Origin of the sequence: Ralstonia sp. Ralssp135 (assembly GCF_047304345.1) — a bacterium.
Taxonomy (GTDB): domain Bacteria; phylum Pseudomonadota; class Gammaproteobacteria; order Burkholderiales; family Burkholderiaceae; genus Ralstonia; species Ralstonia chuxiongensis.
This window is the reverse complement of record NZ_JBGLYZ010000017.1, coordinates 89235-106075: the sequence shown is the minus strand read 5'-3', so window position 1 is coordinate 106075 and position 16841 is coordinate 89235. Positions and strand designations below refer to the sequence as shown.

Genomic DNA, 16841 nt, shown 5'->3' with positions numbered 1-16841 from the left:
TCGTCGGGCGGCTCGGCGGCGGCGGTGGCGGCCGATCTGGCGCCCGCTGCCACGGGGACGGACACGGGCGGCTCGATCCGCCAGCCGGCATCGTTCTCGGGCATTACGGGCATCAAGCCGACGTACGGCCGCGTGTCGCGCTACGGCATGATCGCCTTCGCCTCGTCGCTGGATCAGGGCGGCCCGATGGCGCGCACGGCTGAAGATTGCGCGCTGCTGCTGTCTGCCATGGCCGGCTTTGACCCGCGCGATTCCACGAGTCTGGAACCTGGCCGCGGGGGCGACGTGGAAGATTTCGGCCGCCTGCTCGGCCAGCCGCTGCAAGGCGCCGATGCCGCGCGCCCGCTGGCCGGCCTGCGCATCGGTCTGCCCAAGGAGTATTTTGGCGAAGGCCTGGCCGACGACGTGCGCACCACGGTGCGCGCTGCGCTGGCAGAGCTGGAAAAGCTCGGCGCCACGCTGGTCGACATCAGCCTGCCGAAGACCGAGCTGTCGATCCCAACGTATTACGTGATCGCCCCGGCAGAGGCGTCGTCCAACCTGTCGCGCTTTGACGGTGTGCGTTACGGCCACCGCGCGGCGGAATACCGCGATCTGGCGGACATGTATCGCAAGTCCCGCGCCGAAGGTTTTGGCTGGGAGGTCAAGCGCCGCATCCTGGTGGGCGCCTATGTGTTGTCCCACGGGTATTACGACGCCTATTACCTGCAGGCACAGAAGATCCGCCGCATCATCGCGCAGGATTTCCAGAACGTGCTGGCCGGTGCCAATCGCCAATGCGACGTGATCATGGGGCCGGTCGCCCCGACCGTTGCGTGGAAACTGGGCGAGAAGACGAGCGACCCCGTGCAGATGTATCTGGCCGACATCTTCACGCTGTCGACCAGCCTGGCTGGCCTGCCCGGCATGAGCGTGCCGGCTGGTTTCGGCGCCAACGGTTTGCCGGTTGGCTTGCAGATCATCGGCAACTATTTTGAAGAGGCACGCATGTTGCAGATTGCGCATGCGTTCCAGCAGGCGACCGACTGGCACAACCGCCAGCCGGCGGCCTGAGGCCCGTTCCGACGTATCCGTTCCACGCAGGAGGCACGCATGAACCACCGCATCCGCACTGCACTCGGGCTGGCGCTTGCCGCCGGCCTGCTGGCGGCGTGCGTGCCGATTCCGCTGCCGTCGATTCCGGGCATCAGCCGCCCGTCGAAACCGCCGCCGATCTCCGACCGCCGCATCGACATCAACGGCTACTGCAACCAGACCGAGGAAGACGGCTTCCGCGAGCAGGCGACGCTTACCGTGGCCGACAACAACGTCAGCGCAATGCAATGGCAGTTGTGGGTCGGCCGGCGCGGTTCGTGTCAGTTCGACCTGTCGACGTTCCAGCAGACCAAGCGCCGCCCCAGCATTGAGCTGCGCGAGCGCTACGGCAAATGCACGCTGATGGTCTGGCAGGACCCGCGCCGCGTCACGCTGGCACACGCCAACTGCGAGGCACATTGCACGCCCGGCATCTATGACGAAGCCTGGCCGGTGATGTTCGACCCGCAAACGGGCCAATGCGCCCGGAATGCCCGGTGATGCGTACATCGCTTCGTGTGTTGGCGGCGCTGGCAAGCGCCTTGGCGCTGCACGCTGCCGCGCAGCCGACGCCGGACGCCGAAGGCGCCTTGCCCGACATGCCGGCTGCGCGTGCGCCCTCGTCGGCGGAGCTGGGCGTGCAGACGGTGGAGATTCCGCGTGCGTCCATGAAGGATGCCGAGGATGCACCACAAACGCTGACCGCCTACTGGGTCGCATCGCCCGTCAAGGCACCTGCGACCGGCGCGCCGGTGGTGATCGCGCTGCACGGCTGCAGCGGCCTCTATACGCAGGCCGGGGCCGATGCCAAGGCGCTGGGCTCGCGGTATCGCGGGTATGCGCAGTGGCTGGGCGCGCGAGGTTATGCGGTCGTGTTTCCGGACAGCTTCGGCCCGCGCGGCAAACCGCACGGCATTTGCACTGAACGCACCGCGACGCGCGATATCAATGGCGCGGTGCGCCGCGCCGACGTGCTGGCGACGATCCGCTGGGTAGCCGGACAGCCGGGCGTGGATGCGCGCCGCATCGTTCTGCTGGGTTGGTCCAACGGCGCGCAGGCCGTGCTGGAGGCCGTGGACGCCAGCCGCGCCTGGCCCGCCGATACGCCCGCGGTCAATCGCGCGGTGGCGTTCTATCCGGGCTGTGCGTCGGCGCAGAAGCGGCCGGACTATCGGTTGAACGCACCATTGCTGCTGCTGGCCGGCGGCAACGACGACTGGACCCCGGTTGATCACTGCCAGGCGTTGCAGACGGCCGTTCTGGCGCGGCAGCCGCAGGCGCATTTCGAGCTGGACATGTTTGGCGGTGCGTATCACGGCTTTGACGGCACGGCGCCCGTCAAGGAGCGCACCGGCATCCCCAAAGGACGTCGCTATGGAACGGTCACCGTCGGTGGCGATCCGGCGGCGCGCGAAGCGGCGTTTGCGAAGCTCGCGGCGTGGCTCGATGCGCCGCACCCCTGATCGCAGCAACGCAAGAACACCTGAATACCTGAGTACCTAGACATTCACACCACAACAATCGACAGGACACACGCAACATGCAATGGGAAGTGGTGATCGGCCTCGAGACGCACACGCAGCTCTCGACGGTCTCGAAGATTTTCTCTGGCGCGTCCACCGCCTTCGGCGCGGCGCCCAACACGCAGGCGGCGCCGGTTGACCTGGCGCTGCCGGGCGTGCTGCCGGTGCTGAACAAGGGCGCCGTTGAGCGCGCCATCGTGTTCGGCCTGGCCATCGGCGCCAAGATCGCGCCCAAGAGCATCTTTGCGCGCAAGAATTACTTCTACCCCGATCTGCCCAAGGGCTACCAGATCAGCCAGTACGAAATTCCGGTGGTGCAGGGCGGCACGCTGACCATCCAGATGGAAGGCAAGAACGGCCAGCCTGGCTATGAGAAGACCGTGCAGCTCACACGTGCGCACCTGGAAGAAGATGCGGGCAAATCGCTGCACGAGGACTTTGCCGGCATGACCGGCATCGACTTGAACCGCGCCGGCACGCCGCTGCTGGAAATCGTGACCGAGCCCGACATGCGCAGCGCCGCCGAGGCCGTGGCCTACGCCAAGGCACTGCACGCGCTGGTGATGTGGCTGGGCATCTGCGACGGCAACATGCAGGAAGGCAGCTTTCGCTGTGACGCGAACGTGTCGGTGCGCCGGGGTCCGGATGCGCCGTTCGGCACGCGTTGCGAAATCAAGAACCTCAACTCGTTCCGCTTCCTGGAAGAGGCGATCAACTACGAGGTGCGCCGCCAGATCGAGCTGATCGAAGATGGCGGCACCGTGGTGCAGGAAACCCGCCTGTACGATCCGGATCGCAAGGAAACGCGCTCGATGCGCAGCAAGGAAGACGCGCAGGATTACCGTTACTTCCCCGATCCGGACCTGCTGCCGCTGGTGATCGGCGATGACTGGGTCGAGCGCGTGCGCGCCACGCTGCCCGAACTGCCGGCTGCCATGGCTGCACGCTTCGAGTCTGCCTACGGCCTGCCGAAGTACGACGCCAGCATCCTCACCGCCACCAAGGCGACGGCTGCGTACTTTGAAGCGGTTGTGGCCGATGCCGGTGCCGCGAACGCCAAGGCCGCCGCCAACTGGATCATGGGCGAGGTCGCCTCGAACCTGAACCGCGCCGACCTGGACATCGACGCCGCACCGGTCAAGCCCGCGCAGCTCGCCAAGCTGCTTGCCCGCATTGCCGACGGCACGATCAGCAACAACACTGCCAAGAAGGACGTGTTCCCCGCCATGTGGGCTGGCGAACACGGTGGCGATGCTGACGCGATCATCGCCGAGAAGGGCCTGAAGCAGATGTCGGATTCGGGCGAGCTGGAGAAGATCATCGACGACGTGCTGGCAGCCAACGCCAAGTCGGTCGAGGAATTCCGCGCCGGCAAGGAGAAGGCGTTCAACGCGCTGGTCGGCCAGGCCATGAAAGCCACGCGCGGCAAGGCCAACCCCGCGCAAGTGAACGATTTGCTGAAGAAAAAACTGGGCGCAGCCTGATGAGCACCATGAACGCACAAGACGTCGCCAACTACCTGCAGGCGCATCCGGCCTTTTTTGAAGAACATGCGGAGCTGCTGGCTGCCATTCAGCTCACCAGCCCGCACAGCCACCGCGCTGTGTCGCTGCAGGAGCGCCAGATGGAAATCCTGCGCGACAAGAACAAGCACCTCGAGCTCAAGCTGTCGGACCTGATGCGCCACGGCAACGAGAACGACCGCACGCAGCAGCGCGTGCACGCCTGGACGACGCGCCTGCTGGGCGAGGCCGACACGCATGCGTTGCCGTATGCCGTGCAGGATGGCCTGCGTGAAATCTTCGACGTGCCGGCCGTCGCGCTGCGCGTGTGGCAGGTGGGCGAAGAATTCGCGCACTTGGAAGTCGCGCAGGGGGTAAGCGAGGAAGTGCGCCTGTTTGCGGCCGGCCTGCGTGCGCCATATTGCGGCGCTAACGCGGGCTTTGAGGCCGCCGGCTGGCTCGATACGTCGGACAGCGGCGAGCCCATCGAATCGCTCGCCATCGTGACACTGCGCGTGCCCGTGCGGGGCGATGCCGATGCCAGCGCTGCGCCGGCATTCGGCCTGCTGGTGCTCGGCTCGCCGGACGCCCGCCGCTTCCATGACGGCATGGGCACGACTTACCTCGCGCAGATCGGCGAACTGGCCGCTGCCGCGCTCAACCGCCTGCGCGACTGAGCGCCGCATGCCGCAATCTGCACCCGCCGATGACCATGGCGCTCAGGCGCCGCATCCGCAGATTGCGGCGTACCTTGACGCGCTGAAGTTCGAGCGGCAGCTCTCCCCGCACACGCTCGAGAGCTACACCCGCGAGCTGGCCGTGCTGCAGCGCTTGGGTGCGCAGCACGCCGCCAATGTCGACTTGACGCAACTGCAGTCGCACCATATTCGCCGCATGATGGCGCAACTGCATGGCGACGGCCTGTCGGGCCGAAGCATTGCGCGGGCGCTGTCGGCGTGGCGCGGCTGGTTCAAATGGATGGCGCTGCGCGATGCCGCTGTCACCGCCAACCCGGTCGATGGCGTGCGTGCGCCCAAGAGCCCGAAGCGGTTGCCGAAAGCGTTGTCCGTCGAGCAGGCTGTCGCGCTGATGGAACAACTGCCTGGCGACGATGTCGAGACGGTTCGCGATCGCGCCGTCAACGAGCTGTTCTATTCGTGCGGGCTGCGGCTCTCCGAACTGGTCAGCCTGGATATGCGGCACGTGAAGGCCGGCGAGTATGAATCTTCGAGCTGGCTCGACCTAGAAGCGCGCGAGGTGCAGGTGCTTGGCAAGGGCAGCAAGCGGCGCACCGTGCCGGTGGGCACCAAGGCGGCCCAGGCGCTGGCCGCATGGCTGGCGGTGCGCGAGCAGCTGGCCAAGCCGGACGCGGCGCCTGAAGACGCGCACGCGCTGTTTCTCTCGCCGCGCGGCAAGCGGTTGGCGCAGCGGCAGATTCAATTGCGCATGAAGCGCAACGCCATCGCGGCAGGTGTGCCGGCGGATGTGCATCCGCACGTGCTGCGGCATTCGTTTGCCACGCACATGCTGCAGTCGTCGGGCGATTTGCGTGCGGTGCAGGAACTGCTCGGCCACGCCAGCATTGCCAGCACGCAGGTTTATACTTCGCTCGATTTTCAGCACCTGGCCAAGATCTACGATCAGGCGCATCCCCGCGCGAAGAAGAAGTAGCGCTGCCCGCTTTGCCGGGCGAACCATCCCAGTCGTATGCAAACCCTGATTCTCAAGCCCGGCAAGGAGCGCTCGCTGCTGCGCCGGCACCCGTGGATTTTCGCCAACGCCATCGATCGCATGGAGGGCAAGCCAGCGTCTGGTGCGACCGTCATCGTGCGGGCGCACAACGGCCAGTTTCTGGCGCGCGCGGCGTTCAGCCCCGTCTCGCAGATTCGCGCCCGCGTGTGGAGCTTTGATGAAGCCGAGCCCGTCGATCACGCGTTCTTCAAACGCCGCATTGCCGCCGCCGTGGCGTACCGCCGCGCGTGGGTGCACGACACCGACGCCGTGCGCCTCGTCATGGGAGAGGCCGACGGCCTGCCTGGCTTGATCGTCGACCAATACGGCACGGGCGAGGATGGTAACGGGGGCCAGCTTGTCTGCCAGTTCAGCGCGGCGGGCGTGGAGCACTGGAAGCAAGCGATCGTCGCCGCGCTCATCAAAGAGACCGGCTGCCCGAACGTGTACGAACGCTCCGACGTGAGCGTGCGCGAGCGCGAAGGCCTGGAGCAGATGACCGGCGTGCTGGCCGGTGCGGAGCCCGCCGCAGATCTGTCTGCCACCGAGCACGGCGTGCGCTATTACGTCGACGTGCGCGAAGGTCACAAGACCGGTTTCTACATTGATCAGCGTGACAATCGCGCACTGGTCGGTGCGCTGGCCAAGGATCGCGATGTGCTCAACTGCTTCTGCTACACCGGTGGCTTTTCGCTGGCGGCGCTCAAGGGCGGGGCACGCTCGGTGGTGTCGATCGACTCGTCGGGCGAGGCGCTGGCGGTGGCCGAGCGCAACGTTGCGCTCAACGGTTTCGATCCGGCGCGCGCCGAGTGGTTGGATGCGGACGTTTTCAAGTCGCTGCGCAACTTCCGCGCAGAAGGTCGTCAATTCGACCTGATCGTGCTGGACCCACCCAAATTTGCGGCGTCGGCGCAGCAAGTCGATCGCGCGGCACGGGCGTACAAGGAGATCAACCTGGTCGGCATGCAGTTGCTGCGCCCGGGCGGTCTGCTGTTTACGTATTCGTGCTCGGGTGCAATCGATGCAGACTTGTTTCAAAAGATCGTCGCGGGCGCGGCCGCCGATGCCAAGGTCACGGCGCGCATCCAGCGCAGGCTGGCTGGCGGCGTGGACCACCCGCTGCTGACAAGCTTCCCGGAAGGCGAATACCTCAAGGGGCTGCTGCTCCAGATCGGCTAGCAATTTGTCGCAATTTTTGGCTTGTCCCGGCAAGCCTCCATTGCGAAGATGCGGTCCTTCGTTTTCCGCATCACGTCGATGGCTTCCAATGCTGCCCATCATGCGACGGGCTGGGCGGCAGGTCTGATTGCCGCCGCCGCCGTCGCACAGGCTTCCCATACGTCTCTCGAACATCTCGGCAGCATCCTGGCGTTTTGCGCGGCGGTTGCCGGCAGCACCGCGCCTGACTGGATGGAGGTCGCCTGGTGGACGCGTGCACGCCGCCTCTGGATCACGCACCGCACCGCCACCCACTGGGGCATTGGCTGGGTGGCGGTGCTTGTTTTGTCACACCAGGCGCTGGGCCACGGCCATCTGTGGGCGCCGCTGCTGTTCGGCTTCGCCTGCGGCGGGCTGATGCACCTGCTGGCCGACTGGCCCAATCCGTTGGGCGTGCCCTGGATCTGGGGGCGCCATTCCCTGAACTTGTGGAAGAGCGGCCGCTGCGATCTGATCGTGGTGATCCTGGCCTGGGCCGCGGCATGCTGGCTGGTGCGGCCGCTGTGGGCCGCGACGGCAACCCGGGTGGTTGGATGGCTCGCCCACCAAGCGCGATGAGCCCGTTGTCGCGGTATTGTCTGATGGAAGCCGGGCTCGCGAACGACTAAGTTGGAACCGCCGGACGCCACGCGTCCGAAGCCAACTTCGTTTGCGCAACGCTTGCGCAAACGCCCTCACCGGGAGTCGTCGATGACACTGGATGTGACGCGCCAAGACCCTCGCTACAACACGCTCAAACATGGCTTCAACCTGCGCTGGCCGGCGACGGATGCGCAGGCCGCCAGCCGCATCGCCCTCATTGAAAAGCCCGACGATGTGGCGGCCGCCGTGCAGCGCATCATCAACGCGGGCCAGCGCCCGACGGTGCGCAGCGGCGGGCATTGCTATGAGGATTTCGTCTCCAACAACCCGGACGGCACGATCGTCGATCTGAGCTTGCTCGCTACGCCCGAGGTGCACGCCGACGGCACGGTGCGCATTCCGGCCGGTACGCAGAACTGGAACGGCTACCTGGAGCTGTACAAACGCCACAACGTGACGCTGCCCGGCGGCTCGTGCTATTCGGTGGGCGCGGGCGGGCATATTTGCGGCGGTGGTTATGGGTTGCTCTCGCGGCTGCAAGGGCTGACGGTGGATTGGCTCTCGGCCGTTGACATCGTCACCGTGGACAAGACCGGCAAGGCGGCTGCCCGCACGGTGGATGCTGCGCACGATCCCGATCTGTTCCGTGCGTGCCGCGGTGCGGGCGGCGGCAACTTCGGCGTCATCACCGGCTACACGTTCGCCAAGCTGCCCGCGGCGCCGCAGGAAGTCGCGCTCGCCACCGTGGCCTTCGACTGGGCCACCATGACGCCGCAGCGCTTCGCAGAACTGCTGCGCATCTACGGCGAATACTGGGAGACGCGCGGCAAGGACCCGGACACGTGGGGCATGTTTTCGCTACTCAAGCTCACGCACAAATCGTCGGGGCAGATCGTCCTGCTCACGCAGTTCTGCAACCCCGACGGCACGTGCCGCGATCTCTCTGTCCTCAATGATTTTCTGAACCGCTTCCAGGCCTGCGCGCCCACGCCGGTCAAAGGGCGCCCGCCCGGCTACGGCCCCGCGCACAAGCAGGGCGTGGGGCAACTGCTCTGCTCGAAGCCGCACACCATCGTGCAGTACGACTGGCTGACGGCCACGCAGTACCTGAACGGCTCGGGTGCCAATCAGCGCGGCAAGTACAAGTCGGCCTATATGAAACGCGGCTTAACGGCGCGCGAGGCGCAACGCATTTACGCCCACCTCACGCGGACGATGCCGGGCGTCGATCTGAGCCAATCGTTGCTGCAAGTCGATTCGTACGGCGGCGCCATCAACAAGGCCGAGCGCATTGGCGATACGGCTGTACCGCAGCGCGCGTCGATCATGAAGCTGCAGTACCAGACGTACTGGACGTCTGCCGCCGACGATGCAGGCCACCTGCGTTGGATCAGCGATTTCTACCGCGACGTCTACGGTGCGCCGGACGTGCCCGCGCCGCACAGCGGCACGCCATACCCCGGCGACCGGTACGAGGGCTGCTACATCAACTACCCCGACGTCGACATGCTCGCCTACCCGTTCTGGCCTCAGCTCTACTACGGCAGCGGCGACCTGTACGCGTTTCTGCAGGATGTGAAGCACCGGTATGATCCGAACAACATCTTCCACCACGCGATGTCCGTGCGTGTTTGATGGAGCCATCCCATGACCAATCGTCTTCGTCGAACTTTCATGCAGTGGACTGGTAGCTTGCCTTTGCTGGGCGCTCTTCCCAAAACCGTCATGGCCCAGGCGGGCGAGCAACCGGCTGCGTCGGGTGTGCAGCCTGCGGGCAATGCGCGCCCTCCCCGTTTCGCCTATGTCGGTACCTACACGTTCAACGCACCGGGCGGTACTGCCGGCGGCCCGGCTGCTCGCGGCATCTACGTGCTGGCGCCGCGCGGCGATGCGTGGACGCAGGTGCAGGTGGTCGAAAGTGCCAATCCGTCGTTCCTGGCCGTGCACCCGAATCAGCGATTCCTGTACGCCATCAATGAACTGGAGGTCTACGAGGGCCGCCCGAACGGCAGCGCCGAGGCCTATGCGATTGATCCGCACGACGGAAAGCTGACGCTGCTCAACCGCCAGCCGCTGTCTTTGTCGGGTACCAACCCTGCGCATGTGGTCGTGTCGCCGGACGGCAAGCATCTGTGCGTGTCGATCTACAGCGGTGGCGCGTACAACCTCCTGCCGATCGGCGAGGACGGCAAGCTCGGCACGGTTTCCGGCATCTTCAAGGACACCGGCTCCGGCCCCCGCCCCGAACAGGAAGCGCCGCACGCGCACATGATGTTGTTCGACACCACCGGTCAGCACGTGATCGGCACCGACCTGGGCACCGATCGCATCAACGTGTTCGCCATCGAGGGCGGCAAGCTCGCCCCGCGTGACCGCGCGCAGCTCAAGCCCGGCAGCGGCCCGCGGCACCTGGCGCTGCATCCCCAAGGCAAGCTGCTCTACGTCATCAATGAACTCGAGGGCTCAGTCGCCTGCCACGGTTACGACCCCGCCACCGGCCACGTGCAGGAAGAGCGCCAACGCATCTCCACCACGCCTGCCGACTACACCGGTCAGAAGAGCGGCGCCGAGCTGCTGATGCATCCGTCGGGGCGCTTCCTCTACGCCAGCAACCGGAAACTGAAGTCCGATCACCCGCTGGCCGACAGCGCGGCCGCGTTCAGCATTGACGCCTCGGGCAAGCTGGCTCCGCTTCAGTACTGGAGTGATGGCGTGCACTTCCCGCGCGCGATGACGATGGCGCCCGACGGTAGCCACCTGTACGTGCTCAACCAGAAGGGCGACACCATCCTGCGGCTGCATATTGACGGGCAGACCGGCAGGCTGGACCAGCCCACGGTGGTGGCAAAGGTGCCGACGCCGGTGTGTCTGGTGTTCGCGGCATAAGCGGTAGCGAAGCGCGAAAAGAAACCCCGGGCGGCGCAAGGCCGCCCAATTGCAACTCAATTGCAGCAACCTGCGCCCCGTGGGACAATCCAGCGCATGAACACCCCGGCCCCGCGCGACGATCTCGCCACTTCGCAATCCCATTCGCCTGAAGAGGCTGCCCGCGCACGCCTGCGCGGCCTGGGTAGCCGTGTGACCGAGCCCCGCGTGCGCGTGCTGGCCGTGCTGATGCAGGGCGCCGATCCGCTCTCGCACCAAGCCGTGTGCGACGCGCTGCCGGACGATTCGGGCATCGATCGCGTGACGGTCTACCGCGTGCTCGACTGGCTCGTGGCCGGCGGCATCGTCCACAAGACGGCAGGGGCGGATCGTGTCTTCCGCTTCAGCCTGGCCGAGCACGACGCCGCGCGCGAAGCGGCGCACCGCTCGCACAGCCACTTTCACTGCACGCAATGCGGGCGGGACTTTTGCCTGGAGGGCGCCGAGCCGCCGGCCATGCCGAAGGCCGGCCTGCCCGCCGGCTTCGCGGCCGACCATGCTGAACTCACCATCAAGGGCGCTTGCGCGGATTGCGCGCATCTGGCGGCCCATCACAAGACAGGAAACGCACCATGTCCAAAATGATCCCGGTCACCATCCTGACGGGCTTTCTCGGTAGCGGAAAAACCACGCTGCTCAAGCGCATCCTGACCGAACAGCACGGTATGAAGATCGCTGTGATCGAAAACGAGTTCGGTGAAGAAAACATCGACAACGACATCCTCGTGCAGGACGGCAACGAGCAGATCGTGCAGATGAGCAACGGCTGCATTTGCTGCACGATCCGCGGCGACCTGGTGCAGGGCTTGTCCGACCTGCTGACGCGCCGCGACAACGGCCAGATCCAGTTTGACCGCGTAGTCATCGAGACCACGGGCGTGGCCAACCCCGGCCCGGTCGCACAGACGTTTTTCATGGACGACGAGATCGCTAGCCGCTACCTGCTGGATGCCGTCATCACGCTGGTCGACGCCAAGCACGGCAACATGCAGCTCGACAAGCAGGAAGAAGCGCAGCGCCAAGTGGGCTTTGCTGACGCCATCTTCATCACCAAGAGCGATCTGGTTTCCGCCGACGATGTGGACGCACTGCGCCACCGTCTGCTGCATATGAACCCGCGCGCTCCGATCCGCACCGCCAATTTTGGTGAGACGCCGATCGACACGATTTTCGACCTGCGCGGCTTCAACCTGAACGCCAAGCTGGAGATCGATCCCGACTTCCTGCGCGAAGATGATCATGACCATCACCACGAGCATGATCACGACCACGCCTGCTCGGCAGACTGCGATCACGACCATGGTCACGGTCACCACCATCACCACGGCCATGCGCACCACACGGACCGCATCGCCTCGTTCGTCTTCCGCAGCGAACGGCCGTTCAATTACACCAAGTTGGAGGAATTCCTCTCGGGCGTGCTGAATATCTACGGCGAGAAGCTGCTGCGCTACAAGGGCGTGCTGTATATGGAAGGCGTCGACCGCAAGGTCGTGTTTCAGGGCGTGCACCAGCTCATGGGCAGCGACGTGGGGGGCAAATGGGACGGCGAGACCCCTTCCAACCGGATGGTGTTCATCGGCGTGGACCTGCCGCGCGAAACGATTCTGAAAGGATTGGAGAACTGCCTGGCCTGATTCCGGCGCTTTCCCCCTCCTTTTGGGTGGCCCCGCCGCGCGCTTTCAGGCAGAATCCGGGCCGGATTTCCTGTCCGTGTTTCTCCGATAGTTCAGTTAATATCGTTCAGCTACAATAGGTCGATTTAGAAGCACGTCGTCCGAAGCACGTCCGGTAGGAGAGCAGGCGATGGTGACTAAGACCAAGGAAGGACGCGGCGCCAACGGTGATGCCGGGCGGTCCGTAATGGAGTCGGCTGCAGCCCAGGCTGCGCCAGCCACCCGTAGAAAAGCGGCAGGGGGCGCCGCTGCGGGAGAGGCAAAAGGAGGCGCGCGGGGCGGCAAGTCCGCCGCCAGCCAGAACAAGTCCGACGCATCCCCGCGCAAGGACGACGCGATAGCCGAGACGGCGCGCGATTTACCAGGATCATCTGCAGCAACCATGAGCAGCAAGAAACTACTCACCGAAGCCGAAATCCTGAAGATGAGCGACAAGGATTACATGAACGAGGCGCAGCTCGCCTTCTTCAAGGACCGGCTTGTAAAAATGCGCGATGAAATTCTCGCGAACGCCAACCAGACCACCGAGCACCTGCGCGAGACTGTGATCGTGCCGGACCCGGCTGACCGTGCCACCATCGAGGAAGAGCACGCGCTGGAGCTGCGCACGCGCGATCGTGAGCGCAAGCTGCTCAAGAAGGTCGAACAGTCGATCGCACGCATCGATGCCAATGACTACGGCTACTGCGACGAAACCGGCGAGCCGATCGGCATTCCGCGCTTGCTTGCTCGCCCGACAGCCACGCTGACGCTGGAGGCGCAAGAGCGCCGCGAAAAGCGCCAGAAGTTGATGGGTGACTGACGTACGCGTCGCATTTGGTTGACGCATTCGTTTGAATTTCGCAGCCCGGTAACTCACCGGGCTGTTTGCTTTGTTGGGCCACAAACTGAGGCCACTGATCATGTCCCGTCCGCTTCCCGTTACCGTGCTGTCTGGCTTCCTGGGCGCCGGCAAGACCACGCTGCTCAATCACGTGCTCGCCAACCGCGAGGGCAAGCGTGTGGCCGTGATCGTCAACGACCTGTCGGACGTCAACATCGATGCGCAGCTCGTGGGCGACGGCACGGCCACCAGTGCGCAGCTCTCGCGCACCGACGAGCGCATGGTGGAGCTGTCCAATGGCTGCATCTGCTGCACGCTGCGCGAAGACCTGCTCGACGAGATCGCGCGCCTGGCCCGTGAAGACCGCTTCGACTATCTGCTGATCGAATCAACCGGCGTGGCCGAGCCGCTGCCGATCGCCGAGACGTTCACGTTTGAAGACGCTGAAGGCGAAGTGCTGTCCGACCTTGCGCGCCTCGACACGATGGTCACCGTGGTCGATGCCCAGCACTTCCTGGCCGACTACGATGCCGCCGATTTCCTGTCAGACCGCGGCCAGGCGCGGGACGAAGATGACGACCGCACCGTCGTCGACTTGCTGATCGAACAGGTCGAGTTCTGCGACGTGATCGTGCTTAACAAGATCGACCTCGTGAGCGATGCCGAGCGCGAGCGCTTGGCCGGCATCCTGCACTCGCTGAATCCGCGCGCGCACATCGTGCCGGCATCGTTCGGCAAGGTGCCGCTTGACGAGATCCTCAACACGCATCGTTTCGATTTCGATGCCGCATCCGCCGCGCCGGCATGGCTGGCGGAGCTGCGCGGCGAACATGTTCCCGAGACCGAAGCGCTCGGCATTCGCAGCTTTGTCTATCGCCGCCGCGTGCCGTTCCACCCGCAGCGCCTGTGGGATCTGATGCATACCGAATGGCTGCGCGAACACGGCCGCGCGCTGCGCTCGAAGGGTTATTTCTGGCTGGCCTCGCGCATGGAGACGGCGGGCAGCTGGGGCCAGGCTGGCGGCGTGATGCGCCATGGCGGTGCCGGAGCGTGGTGGGCTGCGGTGGATGAAGCCGAGTGGCCCGACGAGGAAGAAGCCCGCGCAGACATTTCCGACAAGATGCACGACAACGGTGCGCCCGCGCGCTGGGGCGACCGTCGCCAGGAACTGGTCTTCATCGGCACGGATCTGGATGAAGCCGCGCTGATTGCGCAGCTCGATGCCTGCCTGCTGACCGACGCCGAGATGGCTGCTGGCCCTGAAGCGTGGGCCACGCTGGCCGATCCCTTCCCCGCCTGGGCCTATGACGATCACGACGATGCCGACTGGGACGGCGACCACGATCACCAACACGGTGACGACTGCGACTGCGGGCACCATCACTGAGCACGCAGACCCCCCGCTTCATCGACGTTGACACCGGCGTCATCCGGTCCCGACAATCCCCGAACGTTTTGCTTTCGTCATAAACCATCGGGGAATCGTCATGCCGGTCCTGCGTCTGCTGCGCGCCGCGAACCTGGTCGCTGCGCTGTCTTTTGCCACGGCGCTCTCGGCGCTCACACCGATTGCGGCGCATGCCCAGCCGGCCTCCACGCTGGTGATTGGGCTGTCGGGCGACATCACTTCGCTCGATCCGCACTTCCATAACGTCACGCCCAATTCGAACGTGGCCGAGCATATGTTCGAGGCGCTGATCGCCAAGGACGAGAAGATGCGGCTCAAGCCGGGCCTCGCCACGTCGTGGAAAGCCCTGAGCGACACGGTATGGGAGGTCAAGCTGCGCCCTGGCGTGCATTTCCATGACGGCAGCGAATTCACCTCGGCCGACGTCGTCTATTCGCTGGCGCGCCCGGCTACCATCAAGAACAGCCCATCGCCGTTCACGATCTACACGCGTGGCTTCAAGGACGTGACTGCGGTCGACAAGCTGACCGTGCGCATCACCACGAACGGCCCGTACCCGCTGGTGCCGAACGACTTGTCGACCATCTACATGGTGTCGAAGAAGGCTGTCGAAAAAGCCGGCGCGGACGATTTCAACAACGGCCGCGCCATGATCGGCACCGGGCCGTACAAGTTCGTCTCCTTCAACCGCGGCGATCGCGTGGAACTCACGCGCTTTGATGGCTACTGGGGCAAGAAGCCGCAATGGCAGCACGTGACACTGCGCATCCTGACGGCCGACGCGCCGCGCGTGGCGGCGCTGCTGGCGGGCGACGTGCAGGTCATCGAGAACGTGCCGAGTTCAGACATCAAGAAGCTGTCGACCAACCCGGCGGTGACGGTGTTCAAGATGCCGGTGTTCCGCATGATGTATCTGCACATGGATTCGAACCGCGATGTGTCGCCGTTCGTGACCGACAAGGCCGGCAAGCCGCTGCCGAAGAACCCGCTCAAGGATGCACGCGTGCGCGAGGCGATCTCGCTGGCGATTTCACGCCAGGCCATCGTCGACCGCGTGATGGAAGGCGCGGCCGAGCCCACTGGCCAACTCGTCAACAGCGCGCTGTTCGGCCACGTGCCGGGCCTGAAGGCACCTGTGGCGGACCCGGCCGCAGCGAAGAAACTGCTCGCCCAGGCCGGCTACCCTGATGGTTTTGCCATCACGCTGCACGCCACCAACAACCGTTACCCGAACGATGACCGCGTCGCACAGGTGATCGCTTCGATGCTTTCGCGGGTGGGCATTGCCACTAAGGTCGAGACGCTGCCATCAGCGTCGTTCTTCACGCGGGCGAACAAGCTGGACTTTTCGTTTCTGCAAGCCGGCTGGGGTGCGGATACCGGCGAAGCCGGTTCGAGCCTGAAGGCGCTGCTGGCGACCTATGATCCGGCGCGCGGTTGGGGCGCGTCCAATCGCGGACGCTATTCGAACCCGGCGCTTGATGCCAAGCTGGCTGAAGCCCTGCAGACCCTGGACGACAGCAAGCGCGAGCGGCTGCTGCAGGAAGCTACGGAAATCGGTATGCGCGATTTCGGCGTGATTCCGCTCTACTTCAATATCAACGTGTGGGCGGCGCGTAAGGGCTACACGATGGTGCCTCGTCTGGATGAGCGCACTTACGCGTTCGATGTGACGCACTGAAATAGTCGGGAGCCAAGCGAGAAGCGATTTCCGACGCACAAAAAGTGTGCGCTGTGATGGAAATCAGGCTTGAAATCCTCGGGGCTGGCGTCAAGTATGAAGTTCTTTGGCCGGCCCGCTGGGGGCCGCGCCAAGCCGGACCCCTAGGAACAAGCGCATGGAACAGTATCACGGCACCACCATCGTCAGCGTGCGTCGCGGCAACCAAGTCGCGCTCGGCGGCGACGGCCAGGTCACGCTGGGCAATATCGTGATGAAAGGCTCGGCTCGCAAAGTGCGCGCCATCCACGATGGCAAGGTGCTGGTCGGATTTGCCGGCGCCACCGCCGACGCCTTCTCCCTGCTCGACCGTTTTGAAGCCAAGCTGCAAAAGCACCAGGGCAACCTGCTGCGCTCCGCCGTCGACCTGGCCAAGGACTGGCGCACCGATCGCGCCCTGCGTCACCTTGAAGCGATGCTGATCGTCGCCGACCGCGAAGCCACGCTCATCATCACCGGCAACGGCGACGTGCTCGACCCGGAAGGCGGTATTGCTGCCATCGGCTCGGGCGGCTCGTATGCGCAATCGGCAGCCAAGGCGCTGATGGAGAACACCGACCTCGCTCCGCGCGATGTGGTGGAAAAATCGCTGCGGATCGCCGGCGAGCTCTGCATCTATACCAACACCAATTTCGTGATCGAGACGCTCGAGTAACGAG

The 16841-nt window shown here is 65.0% G+C and carries 16 protein-coding genes; all 16 read left to right on the top strand.

What is annotated here, in order from left to right:
- Nucleotides 1-1053 (top strand): amidase family protein (locus ACCD03_RS13800; protein ID WP_413412004.1); only part of this gene is annotated, 1053 nt, incomplete at its 5' end.
- 39 nt (nt 1054-1092) lie between these two features.
- Nucleotides 1093-1575 (top strand): hypothetical protein, encoded by a 483-nt coding sequence (locus ACCD03_RS13795; RefSeq protein ID WP_024977055.1) that lies wholly within the window; start codon nt 1093-1095, stop codon nt 1573-1575.
- The gene (locus ACCD03_RS13790) at nt 1575-2537 is read left to right on the top strand and encodes a dienelactone hydrolase family protein (RefSeq protein ID WP_413412002.1); all 963 of its coding nucleotides are present in this window, start codon (nt 1575-1577) and stop codon (nt 2535-2537) included. Before ACCD03_RS13795 ends, ACCD03_RS13790 begins: the two co-directional genes overlap by 1 nt.
- A 77-nt stretch (nt 2538-2614) precedes the next feature.
- On the top strand, nt 2615-4081 hold the full coding sequence (gene gatB / locus ACCD03_RS13785; protein WP_413412000.1) for an Asp-tRNA(Asn)/Glu-tRNA(Gln) amidotransferase subunit GatB: 1467 nt from the start codon (nt 2615-2617) through the stop codon (nt 4079-4081).
- An 8-nt stretch (nt 4082-4089) separates the two neighbouring features.
- Entirely contained in the window at nt 4090-4776 is a 687-nt protein-coding gene (locus ACCD03_RS13780; RefSeq protein WP_260803820.1) for a DUF484 family protein, read from the top strand.
- Nucleotides 4777-4783: 7 nt separating this feature from the next.
- On the top strand, nt 4784-5770 hold the full coding sequence (xerC, locus tag ACCD03_RS13775) for a tyrosine recombinase XerC (protein WP_253535887.1): 987 nt from the start codon (nt 4784-4786) through the stop codon (nt 5768-5770).
- Nucleotides 5771-5806: 36 nt separating this feature from the next.
- Complete coding sequence (locus ACCD03_RS13770) at nt 5807-7009, top strand: class I SAM-dependent rRNA methyltransferase (RefSeq protein ID WP_325653113.1); 1203 nt, start codon at nt 5807-5809, stop codon at nt 7007-7009.
- A 78-nt stretch (nt 7010-7087) separates the two neighbouring features.
- Nucleotides 7088-7606, top strand: a complete 519-nt coding sequence (locus tag ACCD03_RS13765; protein WP_413412011.1) for a metal-dependent hydrolase — start codon at nt 7088-7090, stop codon at nt 7604-7606.
- 132 nt (nt 7607-7738) lie between these two features.
- Nucleotides 7739-9265 (top strand): FAD-dependent oxidoreductase, encoded by a 1527-nt coding sequence (locus tag ACCD03_RS13760; protein WP_413411998.1) that lies wholly within the window; start codon nt 7739-7741, stop codon nt 9263-9265.
- A 12-nt stretch (nt 9266-9277) separates the two neighbouring features.
- A complete protein-coding gene (locus ACCD03_RS13755) occupies nt 9278-10516 on the top strand; it encodes a lactonase family protein (protein ID WP_413411996.1) in 1239 nt (412 codons plus the stop codon).
- Nucleotides 10517-10612: 96 nt separating this feature from the next.
- Complete coding sequence (locus ACCD03_RS13750; protein WP_045205138.1) at nt 10613-11140, top strand: Fur family transcriptional regulator; 528 nt, start codon at nt 10613-10615, stop codon at nt 11138-11140.
- Complete coding sequence (locus ACCD03_RS13745; protein ID WP_045205137.1) at nt 11128-12192, top strand: CobW family GTP-binding protein; 1065 nt, start codon at nt 11128-11130, stop codon at nt 12190-12192. The genes ACCD03_RS13750 and ACCD03_RS13745 overlap by 13 nt, the downstream gene beginning before the upstream one ends.
- A 421-nt stretch (nt 12193-12613) precedes the next feature.
- The gene (gene dksA, locus ACCD03_RS13740; RefSeq protein WP_024977044.1) at nt 12614-13033 is read left to right on the top strand and encodes an RNA polymerase-binding protein DksA; all 420 of its coding nucleotides are present in this window, start codon (nt 12614-12616) and stop codon (nt 13031-13033) included.
- 100 nt (nt 13034-13133) lie between these two features.
- Nucleotides 13134-14441, top strand: coding sequence for a zinc metallochaperone GTPase ZigA (gene zigA, locus ACCD03_RS13735; RefSeq protein ID WP_413411992.1), 1308 nt, complete (start codon nt 13134-13136; stop codon nt 14439-14441).
- A gap of 100 nt (nt 14442-14541) precedes the next feature.
- Complete coding sequence (locus tag ACCD03_RS13730; RefSeq protein ID WP_325653104.1) at nt 14542-16143, top strand: ABC transporter substrate-binding protein; 1602 nt, start codon at nt 14542-14544, stop codon at nt 16141-16143.
- A 157-nt stretch (nt 16144-16300) separates the two neighbouring features.
- Nucleotides 16301-16837, top strand: coding sequence for an ATP-dependent protease subunit HslV (gene hslV, locus ACCD03_RS13725; protein ID WP_045205134.1), 537 nt, complete (start codon nt 16301-16303; stop codon nt 16835-16837).
- Nucleotides 16838-16841 lie beyond the last annotated feature (4 nt).